Origin of the sequence: Aureimonas fodinaquatilis, assembly GCF_008369445.1 — a bacterium.
Taxonomy (GTDB): domain Bacteria; phylum Pseudomonadota; class Alphaproteobacteria; order Rhizobiales; family Rhizobiaceae; genus Aureimonas; species Aureimonas fodinaquatilis.
Map to the genome: position 1 here is coordinate 539,451 of NZ_VTWH01000003.1, position 16,226 is coordinate 555,676.

The following is a 16,226-nucleotide window of genomic DNA, read 5'->3' on the forward strand; positions in this document are numbered from 1 at the left end:
TCCTTTATTTCAGTGGCGGCCATCGGGCCTATTCAAGTTCCAGATCAAGCTTTTGATGGCGCTTGCGGATAGCTGGCAGGATCATCAGAACGAGCAGGAGGAGGGTGGCTCCAAGGAAGGTGGCGCTGATAGGGCTGGACACAAATGTGGACGCATCCCCGTGAGAGATCAGTAGGGCCCGCCGCACATTTTCTTCCAGCATCGGCCCAAGCACCAATCCAAGAATGAACGGTGCCGGTGAGCAGTCAATCTTGATGGCCAGGTAGCCGAACAGACCAAACAAGGCACCGAGCAGCACATCGAAGGATGAGTTGGACAGCGAGTAAATGCCAAAGCACGCCAGTGAGAGAATGATGGGGTAAAGCCAGGCATAGGGCACTTTGAGCAAGGCAACCCAGACGCGGATCAAGGGCAGGTTCAGGACGACCAGCAGAACATTTCCGATCCACATGCTGGCAACCAGACCCCAGAACAGCGCAGGCCGTTCGGTTATCATGTTGGGGCCGGGTGTGATGCCCTGAAGCATGAGGGCGCCCAGCATCAAGGCCATTGTGGCACTGCCCGGTACGCCCAGGGTCAGGGTGGGAATGAAGGAGACCTGGGCCGCAGCATTGTTGGCAGATTCAGGCCCTGCCACCCCTTCGATGGCTCCTTTGCCAAAGCGTGAGGGATCCTTGGCGACACGCTGTTCCAGCATATAGGAGGCGAATGAGCTGATGGTTGTACCGATGCCTGGCAGGATGCCGAAGAACATTCCGACGCCGGTGCCGCGCATGATCGGCATGGCCGAAGCCTTCAGCTCGGCACGGCTGGGCATAAGGCTGGCGACCTTGGTCGCCACCGGAATTTCGCTTCTGGCATTCCACAACTGAGTAACGATTTCGGAGAAGGCGAACATGCCCACAGCCACGACAACAAAGTCGATGCCATCCATCAGCGAGGTCATGCCAAATGTGTAGCGCAATGTACCTGAATTCAGATCCATGCCGATAAGGCCGATCAAGATGCCCAGCAAGGCCATGAGCAGTCCCTTAACCAGCGCGCCATGCACCAGAATTGCAGTAGCGACCAGCGCCATGATGATGAGCGAGGTGTATTCAGCCGCACCGAAACTGAGTGCTGCGCGGCCCAGCATCGGAGCGAAAAGGGCAATGGCGAGTGTGCCGATGCATCCGGCAACGAACGAGCCCAGAGCGGCGATAGCGAGCGCAGGGCCAGCGCGTCCGTTTCGCGCCATCTGGTAGCCATCCAGACACGTCACCACCGATGAGGACTCTCCGGGCAGATTAACCAGAATAGCGGTGGTCGATCCACCATAGGAGGCGCCGTAGTAGATGCCTGCGAGCATGATCAGAGCGGCTTCTGGCGACAAGCCGAATGTCAGGGGCAAAAGCAGGGCAATGGTGACGAGAGGGCCCACACCGGGTAGCACCCCGATTAGGGTGCCGAGCGTAACACCGAGCAAACAATACAACAGGTTGTCGACGGAAAGGGCGACCTGAAAACCGAGTATCAAACCGTCGAGCATCAGAACCTCCACAGCGGAATTGGCATGCCTAGCGCAACCCGGAAGATAAGCACCGGCACGAGAATGCTGACCAGGAATTGGATCGGGAGCACCTTGAGGTTGCGATTGGGATTGGCATACCAGCCGACGATCGTGAGAAAGGCGAGCGCTGGCAGCATGCCGCCACGGTCGATCAGCAGTGCAAAACCAACAACGGCAACCAGAATGATGATCAGAGGTCGCCAGGCAATGTCGTTGAGCAAAGGACCGGCATTGGCTCGAAAAGCCGTGATCGTCAGGAGCACTCCCAACACCAGCATCAATCCGGAAACGATAATCGGAAAATAGCCCGGCCCCATATTGAATGTAGTTCCGAATGGATAATTCACGGCCATTAGCAATGCTGAAAGTCCGATGACGGTAAAGAACAGCCCTGCTGCAACGTCACGTCTGATGTTCACTGCGACCTCCCGCATAGATCTGAAGCAATAGTCAATCAGGCAGCGTTGCCGCGCCGCGCAATATAGTCATGCAGGTTATTGTATTTGTAGTTATGATCAGAGCTCATTTCCTGAAGCTCGAAAGCGACTGCCAGCGGCGCGCGGCCGTTCAGCGGAGTCAAAAGCGCCTTGACCTTTTCGAAGACATGGTCGGCTGCAGCTCGCCGTGTCTCAAGGTCTCTGCCATGGCCGATCCTCAAGATCACATGAACAAAGCCATTGGATGGGTCACCATCGCCAACCACGTAATCGTCAATAGTCTGAAAGCGTACCCGTATGCCGCCAATCGGAAAGATGCCGGTTTCCAGCGCTGCTTCGTAAATGACTTGCTTGAGCGCTTTGACCTCCGGCTCATCAACCAGATTTTTGGAGCATTCGATCCAAATGTGCGGCATGTGCTTTTTCCTAAAGATGAGTTTTGAGAGGACCTCCGGCGGCGTTTCCCGGAGGCGTTGCTGGCTTTACTGGGTTACTCGGCCTTTATGCCGTTATCCTGGATCAGTTTTGTCCAGCGCTCGTTTTCAGCCGCAATAAATGCCGCAAACTCTTCAGGCGTAGAGGATTTGGGATCTACCCCGGCAGCCTGAAGGCTTTCGCGGATTGCCGGATTGGCAAGCGCTTGAACGACCGCCTCATTGAGCTTTGCAACCACAGCATCCGGAGTACCGGCGGGGGCTGAGATGCCGTACCATCCTGACACTTCAAAGCCGTCATAGCCGCTTTCGGCAACGGTTGGCACATCCGGAAGCGAGGCCGAGCGTTCAATACCCGTAACCGCAATTGGTACCAGAGTGCCGGCTTCAATATGAGGAAGCACGGAAACCGGGCTGCTCAGCATGACGCCGACACGTCCGCTCAGCAGATCGGTAATTGCCTGCCCCGAACCACTATAAGGAATGTGCTGCATCTCAATGTCGACCGCTTGCTGGAAGAGCAGCGAAGCCAGATGCGAGGCCGCAGCACCACTGGCATAATTGACTTTTCCGGGATCGGCCTTCGCCAAAGCAATCAGACCATCCAAATTTTCCACACCGAGACTGGGGTGAACCACGATCACATAGGGCGATTCAGAAATCTGCGAGACAGGAGCGAGATCCTTGATGGGGTCGTAATTGGTGGCGAGATATAGGCCTGGATTGAGCGCCATCGTTGCCTGCAGCACAAAGCCGATGGTGTACCCATCCGGCGCGGCATCGACAATATAGCGAGTTCCCGGGATGCCCTGTGCTCCCGGCCGGTTCTCAACAAGCACAGGCTTGCCAAGTATTTTAGTCATCTCATCCGCGACAATACGACCGGTGACGTCCGTGCCGCCTCCGGCGTTGAACGGCACCACAAATTTAACGGGCTGGCTTGGAAAGTCCTGGGCGACGGCGACGCCGCCCATAAGACCCAAGGCCAAAAGCAGGCTTGATAGCCGAGTTGCAAACGTCATTTTTTCCTCCCTTGACGCTTTATCCGGAAATGCTTCAGTTACCTGCGAGATGCGAACAGCTCGTCGATTTTGCGCTCATATGCGTGGTAGTCGAGGAAGCCATAGAGTTCCTCTCGGGTTTGCATGATTTCCAGCACGTCCTTCTGCGTCCTTTGGGTGCGGATTGTCTCGTAAACCCGCAGGGCAGCTGCGTTCATGGCGCGGGCGGCAGACAGAGGATACAGCGCGGCTGAAACTCCGGCATCACGCAATTCGTCAGTCGTAAAGTTTGGTGTCTTGGAAAATTCGGTTATATTGGCCAGAACCGAGTGCGGTCGATTGAGCGTATCGGCCAAGGTCCGGTACTGTCCCAACTCCGTGAACGCCTCGGCAAAAATCATATCCGCGCCAGCTTCCATGTAAGCCGCTGCGCGGTCGATAGCGCCTTCAAGTCCTTCGATAGCCAAGGCATCGGTCCGGGCCACGATGACGAAATTTTCGTCGTAACGTGCGTCAACCGCAGCTTTGATGCGATCCAGCATTTCATCCTTGGTCACTATTTCCTTGCCGGGACGATGGCCGCAGCGTTTGAGCGCAACCTGATCTTCCATGTGCATGGCGCCAGCGCCATCCTTGATAAGGCCGCGAACAAGTCGAGCGATGGAATAGGCTCCACCAAAGCCTGTATCCACATCAACCAGAACGGGAAGGTCGGCTGCATCGGAAATACGGCGAAGATCAATGAGCACATCATTGATGGTCGTAATGCCGAGATCAGGCAGGCCATGCGATGCATTGGCGACGCCGGCTCCCGCCAGATAGAGCGCTTTGTAGCCGACAGACTTTGCCATCAAGGCAGTGTAGGCGTTGATCGCCCCCATGATCTGCAATGGCGATTCTTCCCGCAGTGCTTGGCGGAAGCGGGCGCCTGGAGATGTGTTGACGGGAACGTTGGTGAGCATAGACAAACTCCACAATATGGATTATATAATGTTCGTAAATCCACGGTAGTCAAGTTCTGTTTGATCGTCAACACTGTGGATTAACTTTATATTTGTGATCCATATTGTGGAGTTTCTATGGAGCAAGGCGCCCAATCAATTTATCGGACAGTCGCAGTTCTCAAGGCGATTGCCGAGCGCGACCGTTACGGATCCGGGATGACCGAGGTTGCGACCGCGACGGGACTGACCGGACCAACTGTACACCGAATCTTGCGGGCATTGGTGGATGTCGGGTTCGCTCTTCAATTGGAGGATCGCAATTACGTTCTGGGTCCCCTTGTTTACGATCTGGGGCTAACCGCCTCGTCCCGGTTTGACTTGAAAGGCCTGACCGGAAACATCACGACGGCACTGGCAGAACAGACCGGAGATACTGTGTTCTTCTCACGCGTGAGCGGCAATGACATGGTCTGTGTCAGCCGCACCAGCGGCTCATTCCCAATCAAAACCCTGATCACCGATGTGGGGCTGCGTCGACCGCTTGGGGTGGGGGCTAGCGGTCTGGCCGTTTTATCAGCATTGCCGGTGGACGAGTGCGATGCAGCAATAGAGCGAAACTCAGCCCTTTATGAAGAGCTCGGAAAAACGGTGGCTCAGGTTCGTGAGGAGGTTGATATTGCGCGGCGGGCCGGGCATGTGATCCGCGACATCACTGCCTTGGGCGCAAGAACCATTTCAAAGCCGCTCCGAGATAAGACCGGCCGCCCCTTCGGCTCATTCAGCGTTAGTTCCATCAGCCAGCGAATGGATGGAGACCACCTCGCAAAGTGCCTCGAACTGTTGCACACAGCCGGTCGCAAAATTGAGGAGATGGTGCGAGTCGACTATTCCAGCCATGTTTAGAGCACTTTAGCCACACTGACACAAATATGAGGTCGGGCATGGGAGGAAAGAGAACTATGCTTTTTTGGCCGGGAAAAACAAATTCGTTCAGGCGTGCAAAATTCAGTTCGTGCAGCATATCGACGGCACGAGGGGGAGCGGGACACGATGATCACAGCCGTCTCTCATGCGTGTGGCGGGAATCCGCCAAAGTGCGTGCTTGGGGTCGATCTCTTCCAACCGAGCGCCCAACGCTTCCCCCGATTTGGCCGCCTGCATATTCACAGCACAACCGCTGGAGGCATTTGGCACCAATCCTCAGTTGATCACAAAAATATGACTTAATTTGTCATGTTTAGAGTCGTTCTTTGTTGAGCATCACAATCCCGCCATCGTAAGGCAGCCAAAACATCCTTCGCAAAGGCCGGGACATGTCCACTCAATCCGTAAAGTACAGCTTTCTGAAAGCAGGAGCATCGATCCTCGCGCTCGTCTCCGTCACCTGCGCAAATGCGCAGCAAGTCACGTCCGTGCTGCTGGACGAAGTTGTCGTCCAGGACGCGGGTCAGGTGGGCAGCGGATTGCCAACCACCGCCACGCTTGGTCAGCCGCCGGCCCCATATGCGGGCGGTCAGGTGGGTTCGGGAGCTCGGCTTGGCATGCTTGGCAACCGCAGCTTTATGGAAACGCCCTTCAACATCACCAGTTACACGGATGAGTTGATCCGAAACCAGCAGGCACGAACGCTGGCCGACGTTGTGCTGAACGATCCGTCGGTGCGCAATGACGCGCCGGCATTCAGCGAGCGAGACTCGTTCTTCATCCGTGGCTTTTCAGTGACCAATCTGGATACCGCCTATGATGGTCTTTTCTATATTGCGAATCCTCGTCGGAGCTATCTGGAGGGTATCGAACGTGTCGAAATCCTCAAAGGACCATCCGCTCTCCTGAACGGTGGCGTGGGACGCGTGGGCGGCACCATCAACCTTGTTCCCAAGCGCGCCACCGACACGCCGCTGACACGCCTGACGACGACCTATATCAGCGATTCGCAGTTTTGGCCGCACTTCGACATTGGCCGCCGCTACGGTGCGACGGGCGAGTGGGGCATCCGCGTGAACGGGTCGTTCCTGGGAGGGGATACCACGTTGGACCGCAACGAAATTCAGCGCGGCGTCGGCGCGGTGGGGCTGGACTATCGCGGCGAACGCCTTCGCGCTTCGCTCGATCTTAACTATTCCAACCAGAAGATCGACGCGCCGACATCGCTGTTCAACGGCGCGATTCCGGGCATCACAATTCCCGGCGCGCCGAGCGGTAGCATCAACACCGCCAACTCCTTCGAATATATCGACAGTGTCCACCAGATGGCGGCAGGACGCATTGAATACGACATTTTGGACAGCACCACGATATACATTGCCGGCGGCGCGAGCCGCTATCGGGAAGACTTCCTGACGTCCTCTTATCTGATAGAAGATGAAAACGGGGATGCCACCGCCACCCTGGCCATCCAGCCGCAAAAGATCCAAGGCTTTACCGGCGAAGTCGGCGCGCGGTCGCAGTTCGATACGGGTGGGGTGGGCCACCAGCTCAACGTTTCGGCCTCGCAGGCGCTGAACGAGAATTACCGCGGCGGCTTCCCGCGCGTGGTTCTTCCAAGCTTCCCGACGAATATCTACGACCCGACCTTCTTCGTCGGCAGTCCCATCGACACCAGCGCATTCCCGCGCGCCAGCGGCAGGCCGAAATTCGCCGACCTGCTGGTAACCAGCTTCGCGCTCACCGACACGCTGTCCATGTTCGACGACCGATTCCAGCTGACTCTGGGCGGGCGTTACCAGGATATCCGCTCGCGCGGCTTCTCAACCGTGCCAGGCCCGACGCTGGGCGAGCAGAACTATTATTACAGCGATTCTCGCCTGAGCCCCGCCGTGGCCGCATTGGTGCGCGTGACCGACAGCCTTTCGGTCTATGGCAATTACGTGGAATCCCTGACGGAGGGGCCCATCGCGCCGGCTACCGCCATCAATGCCACCGAGGTCTTCGCACCGGTTGTGAACGACCAGAAGGAAGTGGGCGTCAAGTACGACTTTGGCTTCCTGGCAGTCTCCGCATCTCTGTTCGAGATCACGCAGGCCAGCGGCTTCACCGATCCCGTCACGCGTATTTTTTCTGTTGGCGGTCAGCAGGTTAATCGCGGGCTGGAGTTCAGCGTCTTCGGCGAAGTGGCTGACGGCGTCCGACTGCTGGGCGGCGTCACGTTGCTGGACGCCAAGCTGGAGCGTACCGCCGGCGGCCGGTTTGACGGCAACGACGTGCCAGGTGTCGCAAACGTCGCAATCAACCTCTACGGCGAATATGACGTTGACTGGATGACGCCGGGCCTGACGCTGACCGGTCGCATGATCTATACGGGCAGTACCTGGTACGATCAGGCCAACACCCAGAAGATCGATGCCTGGACGCGCTTCGACGCTGGCGTGCGCTATGCCTTCACTGGCCCTTACGAGAAGCCTGTGGAGTTGCGGGCCAATATCGAAAATCTGTTTGGCGAGGATTACTGGGCGTCGTCGGCGCGCGGCTTCCTGGCAGCAGGAGCTTCGCGCACCTTCACCGTCTCGGCAGCCATCGAATTCTAGAAATGGGGCTCTGGACGCGCAGTCCATGGCAGTTGCTTGACATGAATTTGAGTGGCTATCCGACGCAAAGTGGATGGCCGCTTCTGGTCACGGGAAGTCTTGCTGTCTCGTCCGCTGCGACGCGGACTATGGGTGATCTGCTCCGAAACACCGGCAAGGGATTGAAGACGGCTTTACTGCCACGAGAAATCCAGGGTTTCCCTGAAAGCAAACCGCTCGACGTGGCTCTGGACCACTTGCTGCATTGTCGTCAGGTCTGCGTCTCCGGTAGCGCTGACCGTAATTGTCAGCGATGCATCGTTGGCTTCCAGTTCTGCAACGCCGAGAGGCAGAGCGATCCGGGCATGCGTCGGGGTGTGCTCGGTTTCGAACTTATGCGCCCAGTGCTTGCAGAGCTGTTGCAGGTATCGGCTGGCGTGAGCTGTGAGAATGTGAGCGCGGCTGGACGTCATGTGTCCTCGAACAACTGGTTTATGACCCGGCAACTTCTGGGTGTAGCTCTGCCATCATCAAAAACTGGACAACTTCTGTCAAGTATGTTCAACGGTCCGGAATATATCGAACCCGGAGCCTTTCCATGATCAGAGCGTTCCTGCGCCACGCCATCTTTGCGACAGCGCTTGGCTTTTCGTCCGGTGTGGTTGCCCAGCCTTTTGAGATCGACCACCCGCAGGGCACTACCTCAGTCGAGCCGACGCCCCAGACCGTAATTGTCACGGACTGGGCGGCGTTTGACAATTTACAGGCGCTCGGCGTCGAGGTTTCCGGCGTACCATCTTCCGCTACGCCATCCTATCTTGAGGAACATCTGGCGGAGGATGCAAAAACCTTTGGTTCACTTCAGCAGCCGGACATTGAAGGAATCGTCGCATCCGATCCAGACCTCGTGATCGTCGCCTCACGGTCGCGGACGGCCTATCCTACGCTATCCGGCTTTGTGCCGACGATCGATATGACGGTAGACAACGAGAATCTGATCGACGGCGTAAAGTCCAATCTGACAAAGCTGGGGGAAATTTTTGCGCGACCGGACCGCGCCAAGGAGCTCATCGCGGCGCTTGACGCCAAAATAGGCGAGGCCCGCGCTGCCGCATCCGGTAAGGGCACAGGTCTTGTGATCGTCACGAACGGCGGCAATCTTGGTGTTTACGGGCCGGGCTCCCGTGTCGCATGGGTCTATGATGCACTCGGCGTTCCCTCTGTCCTGGCGAATGTTGACGACCGCGACCATGGAGGTGATGCTATTTCCTTCGAGTATCTACTGGAGACCAACCCCGACTGGTTGTTCGTGGTGGATCGCGACGCGGGCGTCGGCGGGAAGGGCGCAGCTCGGGCGCTTCTCGACAACGAACTCATCCACGGCACGAACTTCTGGCAGAACGATCAGATCATCTATCTCGATCCTGCGGCTGCCTATGTCACAATGCATGGATACAGCGGCCTCATGCTTCTTCTCGACCAGATTATAGAAGGTTACAAGCGCGCCTCTTGAGGGACACGGCGATGTCCACCTTGGGTCTGCGGAATGGGTCGAGCTCCCGGCTGCTTGCTGTAGTGATTGTTCTGACAACAGTTCTGGCGGCGGTCAGCCTGTTCATCGGCATCAGCGAAGTTTCGATCGCGAAAATCATCGGCGGAGGAGATAAGGAGCAAGCGATACGGGTGCTTCTCGTCAGCAGGATCCCGCGCACGGCAGCGATCCTGCTCGCGGGCTCTGCACTCGCAATTGCCGGCCTTGTCATGCAGATCATCGTTCGCAACCGCTTCGTGGAGCCCTCGACAGCTGGCACCGTTGAATCGGCCTCGCTTGGTTTCCTCGTGGTCACGATCTTTGCACCTGGCTGGCCACTCATGGCCAAGATGGGCATCTCTGCTCTTTTTGCCTTGGCAGGTACGGCCCTTTTCCTGCGCATCCTTCGCTTCGTTCCATTGCGTGACACGATGCTTGTGCCGCTTGTCGGCATTATGCTGGGCGGAGTGATCGGCGCGGTGACAATGTTTTTTGCTTACCGTTTCAACCTTCTGCCGTCGGTTCTCGCCTGGACAATCGGCGACTTCTCCGGCGTCATCCGGGGTCGCTACGAGCTTCTCTGGTTCGGCTTCGCCGCCACCGTGATGGCATATATCGCCGCTGACCGTTTCACCGTGGCGGGCATGGGGCGAGACTTCACAATTAATCTCGGGCTCGACTACAAGCTGATAATGACGCTTGGACTGGTGCTTGTTTCCGTGATTGCGTCTGTAACGCTCATCTCTGTCGGGTCCATACCCTTTCTAGGCCTGATCGTGCCGAATATCGTTTCCCTGATGGTCGGCGACAACATGCGCATCACGGTGCCTCTGGTCGCGAGTTTCGGAGCCTTCTTTGTGCTCATCTGCGACATTCTCGGTCGCATCGTGCGCTACCCCTACGAAATACCGATCGGTGTCGTCGTTGGTATCTTCGGTTCCGCGATATTCCTCGCTCTTATCTTGCGCAAACGTCATGGAGGGCGGGCATGACGGCGACGGGCGCCCAGACGCGCGAAATGCGATGGCTTCCGAGCCGAAGCGCAGTTGTGCTCTGTGCTCTGGCGCTTCTCACTCTTTCTTCAATCGCGGCGTTTCTGCTTCTTGGCGCGCAGGGTTCCTGGAGCTTCGTTCTGGCCTTTCGAGGAAAGCGGCTTTTCGCTCTCATGCTCGTCGCGACAGCGATTGCGGTGTCAACTGTGCTCTTCCAGACTGTCACCAACAACCGCATTCTGACGCCTTCCATCATGGGCTTCGACGCGCTTTACATTCTGGTGCAAACGGGTGTCGTCTTTTTCCTCGGCGTTTCCGCACTGGCAGTGACAGATCCTACAACGCGCTACCTGGGCGAAGTCGTCATAATGGCCGGGTTCGCGTGGTTTCTCTTTCGCTGGTTGTTCCTTGGTGAGGAACGCAGCCTCCATCTTCTTGTCCTGGTTGGGATCGTGTTCGGCATTCTCTTTCGGTCGATCTCCAACTTTCTGCAGCGGATCCTCGACCCTAACGCCTTCCAGGTTCTTCAGGACGCTCTCTTCGCCAGTTTTCACAGCGTCGACACAACGCTTTTGGGCATATCCGCGTTTCTTCTTCTCGCGGTGGCGGTCGTTCTATGGCGGATCTCGCACACCTTCGATGTTCTGGCGCTGGGACGGGCTCAGGCGATCAGCCTTGGTGTCGACTATCCACGCACTGTGATGACAATCCTCATGGCGGTGGCAATTCTCGTCGCCGTGTCAACGGCCCTTGTCGGACCCATTACCTTTTTCGGGCTGCTCGTCGCCAGCCTCGCCCGCACCTTCCTCGGCGATAGCCAGCACCGGCATGTGCTTCCTGCTGCTGTTCTTCTCGGCATCATTGCGCTCGTTGGCGGTCAGGCCGTGCTGGAGCGGGTCTTCTCTTTCGACACCGCGCTTTCCATCATCGTGGAGTTTCTTGGCGGCCTCGTTTTTATTGTCCTGATCGTTCGGGGAGCAGCCAGATGATCAAAGCTGAGAGCCTTTCGAAGCGTTATGGAGACACGCTCGTTGTCGATGACGTGACACTCGCATTGCCGAAAGGCGGGATCACGTCGATCATCGGACCAAATGGGGCGGGAAAATCGACGCTTCTCTCTCTGATGGCGCGCCTTGTCGGTGCCGACGTCGGCCGTGTGATGGTTGACGGGCTCGACGTCGCGACAACGGCAAGTGATGTCCTCGCGCGGCGTCTCGCCATTCTGCGTCAGGACAACCACATGACGGCGCGTTTGACTGTACGTGACCTCGTTACCTTCGGCCGCTACCCCTATTCGCGCGGGCGGCCGACGGAAGACGATGCCGCCCATGTTGCCAGGGCGCTCAAGCATATGGGGCTCGACGACCTGTCGCGCCGCTACCTCGACGAATTATCGGGTGGGCAACGGCAGCGGGCCTTTGTGGCGATGGTCCTGTGCCAGGACACCGACTATGTGCTTCTTGATGAGCCGCTTAACAATCTTGACATGAAGCATGCCGCCTCGATGATGCAACTGTGGCGAGAGGCGGCGCGCAAACTTGGCAAGACAGTGGTGGTGGTTCTCCACGATATCAACTTCGCTGCGTGGTACTCGGACTATATTGTCGCTATGCGTGAAGGGCGGGTCTGTCGGCAGGGCAGTCCGGAGGATATCATCCAGGCCCCCGTATTGCGGGATATCTACGAGATGGACATCGACGTTCGGGAAATCGATGGAAAGCGGATCTGCCTGTTCTACGGGTAGACTTATTGAGCGCCTCCACAGATGAACTGCTTGGATCAATGCCGCAATCTGGCAGCGAAGGCCGTGCAAAGCGGTAGCCCTTGGAGCGCTTTCACCGATTTCCCGATCCGGCGAAGTGCTCTGAAAGCCCGTTCTCCAGGTTCAATCGAAATTTGCCGATGGGCCTCAGTTCGCCAGTTCCAGAGTAACGGTCTCAACGCCAGCCGCGAAGTTCACACCCGTTTCTCCTTCGATCGAGAGCGGTTGCAGGGCCAAAGCCTCGTCAATCCCGCCAACCAGCGCGTTGGCTCCCAAGCCCACGCCTACCGCTACACTTGCCTCCACCCCGGCATACTTGCCGGCCAGCGAACTGAAGTCTTTATCGCGTGCGAGACCGGCGACAGTCCAGACCAGTCGCCCCTCTTCAACTGTTCCCAGCTCAAGCCCATACTGGTCGATTGTGCCAACATAATTCACGGGCGCTTTGCCGCCATCCGGCTGGAACACGCAGGTCAGCTTTTCTTTCTGTTCTACAAAGTTGCTTATGCCCTTCGAGACATCGCAGGTCAGGACGCCAAGCCTGACCGACGGTGCTGCCATTGCAGATGACGGGTGCAACAGAGTTGCGCCGCTGATCATCGACGCAAACAGTAAATTCATAGGAGTTGAGTGGAGTTTCATTTCGCTGACCCCGTTTGTTGTTTTCACCTTCTGATAGCTACTGTAGCTTGATCACAGCTTAAGAAGCGTGGGGCTTTCTCCTGATCGCGGATTGTCGGCAACTGTTTTCAGGCTTTGACGCGAATGCCAAGCGTTTGGGCCAAGTGCACCTGCATTGATAGCTGACCCCCGATTGCGTTGCCAATGAGTTTTTCAGCATGCATCGATCAGGCACATCTTCTGGGCAGCCGTGCTGCCAAATTTTGTATTCGGCAAAGAAAGTCAGGTAATTTTTCGTTTAGACGGCAAGGGAAAGTGACAAACGGTGAGGTAAAGCGTTTCAGGTGATCGCGAAACCACCTGAAACAACAATGGACTCTCTTAGTTCAGGCTGCCATCCCGGTTACGGTCCCCAAGCGCAAAATCCTGAGACACCTGGGTCATAAATTCTTCTCGCGTGATGCGGCCATCACTGTTGGCGTCCACAACGGCAAATTGCTCAACAGTCAGAATGCCTGTCGTTTCCTGCGGCGAGAGTGTGCCGTTGCCATTCCGGTCCATCTTCGCAAACGCCTCGCCCATGAAGGCATCATATTCGGCTTTGCTGATGGTGCCATTGCCGTCTCTGTCGAGCGCATCAAAATGCTGCTGCGTCAGGTCACCCGTGGCCTGAGCAAGGGCAGGGCCCGCCAGAAAAAGGAAGGCTAGAGTTAGAGCTGTCTTTTTCATGTGGATCTCCCTCACTGGCAAGCCAGGCGATTGCCAAGCAGCCCGCCACCACCGGCACCAAGCGCTGCGCCCACAACCCGACCGCTTCCGCCGCCGATTGTGCTGCCCAGAAGCCCGCCGACAACCGCTCCGCCAATCGTGCCGGCCATGCAGTTGAATTCCTGGTTTTTCTCACTGCTGGTTCCGGTGGACTGGCACGCAGCCAACGCCAGCATGCCGGCGAGGCCCAGCGCCACGCTCGCTTTTCTCATCATCAGACTATGTCTCCCTTATCAACCGCGATCTCGAATTCTGTAAGTATCCAAGGTAGCTTATATTGATGTGGCAAAGTCAAGTGGCCGCTGAAAACTTCGCCTCTGCTGTTGGTGAAAGCAGGTGAACGACCTGCCCAAGAGCTTTGTGTACCTCCGGGGTCATTATCGACCTGATATTCGGCGCATGCCAGAAAAACAGCGAGCAGGCGGAAAGTGTTAGTCGCAGCTTTGCACATTGAATTGTTGCGGTCCATACCGCCGCCTTTTGGCGGCGGTACAATATCAGGAAATTGTCAGGTGCTGGATCACTCGATGACAGCGCAGGCCAGACGATTGCCAGCATCGCCCGACGGCTGGCTGCTGTAATCGTCAGCATTCGCATGGATCATCAGCGCGCGTCCGACTATTCCATTTTCACTGTCATCCAGTGCCACCAGCGAATTGAACACCTGCGCTTTCGCCGTTCCGCTGGCGGGAACATAGATATTCGGCATGTCTCCAGCATGGGGACCCGTCTCTGTCATGTAACCATGCTCGACATCCGCGGGATTGAAGTGGCCTCCGGCGGAATCATGGCCGGTTGTGTGATCGCAGCTACCGGTTTCGTGGACATGGAAGGCAACCCATTCCTCGCTCGGCAGGCCATTCACCTCCAACTCGATCAGAACGCCGGTGGACGTGCTGGTCAGTGTTGCGGCTCCACTGGGTTTGCCTTCTGCGTCAACGAAATTTGCCGTGCCAGTGTTCTGTGCCAGGGCGGCCGTGGTCAGCAGAACGTATGTTGCGGCCGTAGCCAATAGCGGTTTCATAAACAGCCCTTTCCTTAGGATTGACGTGCAAAGCTTATTGCCGGTCATCAACGATAAGCTTGTAGCCAACCACAAGTTCCAGACGTTTCCCGCACGCACCGAAGCCCACCGCATTTTCAGGCGTGGCGCCGCCGTGTCAGAATTTCACCCGTGCCCCAGCAAGGAAAGCGAAGCTATCCTCGTAATCTGCCGCCTCATCCTCATACGAATAGCTTCGGGCGCCCAGGTAAACTTCCGTTTGCAGGTAGTCGATATTTTGGACGACTTGAATGCCGTATGAGTCGCTGTCTGTATTGTTTCCGGCGATGTCGCTTCCAAAATAGGCGTCGATGGAAAACGCCGTTTTACCGACCTCGAAAATATCGGTCTGATAACCAAGTTTGGCGTAGCCGTATTGGCCATCAAACGACTTCTTGTCTGAATAGGCTGCGGCAAGCGTAACACTCAGACCGGTGGGCTGATGGAGGACTGAGACCGAAGCATCATAAATCGAGGTGCTGTCGCCCGGTCTCGAAAAGCCTATAGCGCCGCCAACTTTGAAGTCGTCAAAAGTTCCGTCATAGCGCACGGCCATGTCCCACACGGTCGTGCCGGATTCTTCAGGAACCACCTGCTGACCTACCGAAGTCGCGAAGCTGAAACCTGCGAATGAGGGGGTATCATACCGAACGCGCAGTTTGCGCCCGACTCCGTCGAAGTTGGAAAACGCGTCTTTAATCTGAACGGTTGAAAGCGTGCCATCGGTCGATCGGAAGAACGGGCCACCGGCCATGTCGGAGACCAGAGAGTAACCAACGACGGTTGTTCCGGAAAAGTCGACTTCTGCGGTCCCGTCAGAAGCCATGCTGCCCTGTCCAAACCAAAGCTTTCCCAGGTCTGGCATTTCAACATAAATTTCCGCTTTGCGAAGCAGATTGGTGTCCCAGTCGTAGTCATCCTTGTTCAATTGATCCACGTAGTTGGTCGAATAAGGATTCCACTCCCATTCGAGATTTCCCCCGATCGACAGGTTGTTTTCCAACAGGCTGTAGACGCGAAGGCCGATACGCGAGGATGAATTACCATTATCGACAGGAAAATAGGTTTCTGAAGAGCCGCCATCGTCGGAATACAGAATGCCTTTGTTGATCTGGCCGTAAAATTCCAGATAGGCCGTATCATCGCCAACCCGCAATTTGGGGATCAGCTGTTCTGCACGCTTGCTGTCATCCGCCGGCTTGGCCAGTTCCTGTGCGGACAATGAGCCTGTTGAAGCCAGTAACGGGAAGAGAAGCAACAGTACACCGCGCGGTAGGACAAATGGTAGTTGTTGCATGAGTTTCCCCTGCGTAACGTTATCAAGTGCCGTGCGCCATTAAGCGGAACCTGAGCCAGATCCTAAAGGCGCTGCGATGCTTATGACAACCTGTGCATGAACACGGGCGAATAGTTTTACACTGTTTCCTGCCAGCAAGCTCAAATGCGTCATTCAGCAAACGGCTGCCATTCTGGTAACAGGGCAGGCGTGTGAGAAATCTTTCTCCAGTCGTAAGCATCCGCAGATCAACCGCCAGCATGCATTGATTGCTGAGCCTGACCAGTAGTCTCTCCGTAAAATACAAGATTTTCGCTGCCCGTCGGTAACGGTCTGGCCATAGGCTCCGTTCAGGTCTGAAACTCG

Annotated in this window: 17 protein-coding genes; 6 read left to right on the forward strand and 11 right to left on the reverse strand. The window is 56.6% G+C overall.

Annotated features, from left to right (window positions below; all coding sequences use genetic code 11):
* Positions 1-28 precede the first annotated feature (28 nt).
* The 5 genes from FPY71_RS14755 to prpB all read right to left on the reverse strand — a co-directional run bounded on the left by FPY71_RS14755 (position 29) and on the right by prpB (position 4,383).
* Positions 29-1,528 carry a tripartite tricarboxylate transporter permease gene (locus FPY71_RS14755; RefSeq protein WP_149301051.1) on the reverse strand — a complete coding sequence of 500 codons (1,500 nt, stop codon included), beginning with the start codon at positions 1,526-1,528 and terminating at the stop codon, positions 29-31.
* A complete protein-coding gene (locus tag FPY71_RS14760; RefSeq protein WP_188052360.1) occupies positions 1,528-1,968 on the reverse strand; it encodes a tripartite tricarboxylate transporter TctB family protein in 441 nt (146 codons plus the stop codon). Before FPY71_RS14760 ends, FPY71_RS14755 begins: the two co-directional genes overlap by 1 nt.
* A 35-nt stretch (positions 1,969-2,003) precedes the next feature.
* A complete protein-coding gene (locus FPY71_RS14765) occupies positions 2,004-2,402 on the reverse strand; it encodes a 5-carboxymethyl-2-hydroxymuconate Delta-isomerase (RefSeq protein ID WP_149301053.1) in 399 nt (132 codons plus the stop codon).
* A gap of 74 nt (positions 2,403-2,476) precedes the next feature.
* Positions 2,477-3,442 (reverse strand): Bug family tripartite tricarboxylate transporter substrate binding protein, encoded by a 966-nt coding sequence (locus FPY71_RS14770; protein WP_149301054.1) that lies wholly within the window; start codon positions 3,440-3,442, stop codon positions 2,477-2,479.
* Positions 3,443-3,480: 38 nt separating this feature from the next.
* The gene (gene prpB, locus FPY71_RS14775) at positions 3,481-4,383 is read right to left on the reverse strand and encodes a methylisocitrate lyase (RefSeq protein WP_149301055.1); all 903 of its coding nucleotides are present in this window, start codon (positions 4,381-4,383) and stop codon (positions 3,481-3,483) included.
* 117 nt (positions 4,384-4,500) lie between these two features.
* On the opposite strand from prpB, the gene FPY71_RS14780 reads away from it, so the two are divergent.
* Entirely contained in the window at positions 4,501-5,268 is a 768-nt protein-coding gene (locus tag FPY71_RS14780) for an IclR family transcriptional regulator (protein ID WP_149301056.1), read from the forward strand.
* Positions 5,269-5,678: 410 nt separating this feature from the next.
* Complete coding sequence (locus tag FPY71_RS14785; RefSeq protein ID WP_149301057.1) at positions 5,679-7,889, forward strand: TonB-dependent receptor; 2,211 nt, start codon at positions 5,679-5,681, stop codon at positions 7,887-7,889.
* A gap of 173 nt (positions 7,890-8,062) precedes the next feature.
* On the opposite strand, the gene FPY71_RS14790 is transcribed toward FPY71_RS14785, so the two are convergent.
* A complete protein-coding gene (locus FPY71_RS14790; protein WP_149301058.1) occupies positions 8,063-8,341 on the reverse strand; it encodes a DUF2218 domain-containing protein in 279 nt (92 codons plus the stop codon).
* 125 nt (positions 8,342-8,466) lie between these two features.
* Here FPY71_RS14790 and FPY71_RS14795 point away from each other — a divergent pair, with 125 nt between their 5' ends.
* Genes FPY71_RS14795 through FPY71_RS14810 form a run of 4 tightly spaced genes read left to right on the forward strand, consistent with a single transcriptional unit; the run spans position 8,467 to position 12,135 of the window.
* Entirely contained in the window at positions 8,467-9,381 is a 915-nt protein-coding gene (locus FPY71_RS14795) for a siderophore ABC transporter substrate-binding protein (protein ID WP_149301059.1), read from the forward strand.
* 11 nt (positions 9,382-9,392) lie between these two features.
* Positions 9,393-10,391 carry an ABC transporter permease gene (locus FPY71_RS14800; protein WP_149301060.1) on the forward strand — a complete coding sequence of 333 codons (999 nt, stop codon included), beginning with the start codon at positions 9,393-9,395 and terminating at the stop codon, positions 10,389-10,391.
* Positions 10,388-11,380, forward strand: a complete 993-nt coding sequence (locus FPY71_RS14805; protein ID WP_246160564.1) for an iron chelate uptake ABC transporter family permease subunit — start codon at positions 10,388-10,390, stop codon at positions 11,378-11,380. Before FPY71_RS14800 ends, FPY71_RS14805 begins: the two co-directional genes overlap by 4 nt.
* Positions 11,377-12,135 carry an iron ABC transporter ATP-binding protein gene (locus tag FPY71_RS14810; RefSeq protein WP_149301061.1) on the forward strand — a complete coding sequence of 253 codons (759 nt, stop codon included), beginning with the start codon at positions 11,377-11,379 and terminating at the stop codon, positions 12,133-12,135. Before FPY71_RS14805 ends, FPY71_RS14810 begins: the two co-directional genes overlap by 4 nt.
* 165 nt (positions 12,136-12,300) lie before the next feature.
* Here the strand turns inward: FPY71_RS14810 and FPY71_RS14815 are convergent, their stop codons facing one another.
* From FPY71_RS14815 to FPY71_RS14835, 5 genes are all read right to left on the reverse strand, one after another.
* A complete protein-coding gene (locus FPY71_RS14815; RefSeq protein ID WP_149301062.1) occupies positions 12,301-12,774 on the reverse strand; it encodes a DUF992 domain-containing protein in 474 nt (157 codons plus the stop codon).
* 381 nt (positions 12,775-13,155) lie between these two features.
* Positions 13,156-13,503, reverse strand: a complete 348-nt coding sequence (locus FPY71_RS14820; protein ID WP_149301063.1) for an EF-hand domain-containing protein — start codon at positions 13,501-13,503, stop codon at positions 13,156-13,158.
* Between the two features lie 11 nt (positions 13,504-13,514).
* Complete coding sequence (locus FPY71_RS14825; RefSeq protein WP_149301130.1) at positions 13,515-13,754, reverse strand: glycine zipper 2TM domain-containing protein; 240 nt, start codon at positions 13,752-13,754, stop codon at positions 13,515-13,517.
* 308 nt (positions 13,755-14,062) lie between these two features.
* Positions 14,063-14,566, reverse strand: a complete 504-nt coding sequence (locus tag FPY71_RS14830) for a superoxide dismutase family protein (protein WP_149301064.1) — start codon at positions 14,564-14,566, stop codon at positions 14,063-14,065.
* 136 nt (positions 14,567-14,702) lie between these two features.
* Positions 14,703-15,881, reverse strand: a complete 1,179-nt coding sequence (locus FPY71_RS14835; protein ID WP_149301065.1) for a porin — start codon at positions 15,879-15,881, stop codon at positions 14,703-14,705.
* Positions 15,882-16,226 lie beyond the last annotated feature (345 nt).

Bases quoted from the DNA above. Each gene is read 5' to 3' on its own strand.
- FPY71_RS14790 (WP_149301058.1), bottom strand. From the start codon at position 8,341: ATGACGTCCAGCCGCGCTCACATTCTCACAGCTCACGCCAGCCGATAC.
- FPY71_RS14795 (WP_149301059.1), top strand. From the start codon at position 8,467: ATGATCAGAGCGTTCCTGCGCCACGCCATCTTTGCGACAGCGCTTGGC.
- FPY71_RS14765 (WP_149301053.1), bottom strand. From the start codon at position 2,402: ATGCCGCACATTTGGATCGAATGCTCCAAAAATCTGGTTGATGAGCCG.
- FPY71_RS14780 (WP_149301056.1), top strand. From the start codon at position 4,501: ATGGAGCAAGGCGCCCAATCAATTTATCGGACAGTCGCAGTTCTCAAG.
- FPY71_RS14835 (WP_149301065.1), bottom strand. From the start codon at position 15,881: ATGCAACAACTACCATTTGTCCTACCGCGCGGTGTACTGTTGCTTCTC.
- FPY71_RS14785 (WP_149301057.1), top strand. From the start codon at position 5,679: ATGTCCACTCAATCCGTAAAGTACAGCTTTCTGAAAGCAGGAGCATCG.
- FPY71_RS14805 (WP_246160564.1), top strand. From the start codon at position 10,388: ATGACGGCGACGGGCGCCCAGACGCGCGAAATGCGATGGCTTCCGAGC.
- FPY71_RS14825 (WP_149301130.1), bottom strand. From the start codon at position 13,754: ATGAGAAAAGCGAGCGTGGCGCTGGGCCTCGCCGGCATGCTGGCGTTG.
- FPY71_RS14810 (WP_149301061.1), top strand. From the start codon at position 11,377: ATGATCAAAGCTGAGAGCCTTTCGAAGCGTTATGGAGACACGCTCGTT.
- FPY71_RS14770 (WP_149301054.1), bottom strand. From the start codon at position 3,442: ATGACGTTTGCAACTCGGCTATCAAGCCTGCTTTTGGCCTTGGGTCTT.
- FPY71_RS14815 (WP_149301062.1), bottom strand. From the start codon at position 12,774: ATGAATTTACTGTTTGCGTCGATGATCAGCGGCGCAACTCTGTTGCAC.
- FPY71_RS14755 (WP_149301051.1), bottom strand. From the start codon at position 1,528: ATGCTCGACGGTTTGATACTCGGTTTTCAGGTCGCCCTTTCCGTCGAC.
- FPY71_RS14800 (WP_149301060.1), top strand. From the start codon at position 9,393: ATGTCCACCTTGGGTCTGCGGAATGGGTCGAGCTCCCGGCTGCTTGCT.
- FPY71_RS14820 (WP_149301063.1), bottom strand. From the start codon at position 13,503: ATGAAAAAGACAGCTCTAACTCTAGCCTTCCTTTTTCTGGCGGGCCCT.
- FPY71_RS14830 (WP_149301064.1), bottom strand. From the start codon at position 14,566: ATGAAACCGCTATTGGCTACGGCCGCAACATACGTTCTGCTGACCACG.
- prpB (WP_149301055.1), bottom strand. From the start codon at position 4,383: ATGCTCACCAACGTTCCCGTCAACACATCTCCAGGCGCCCGCTTCCGC.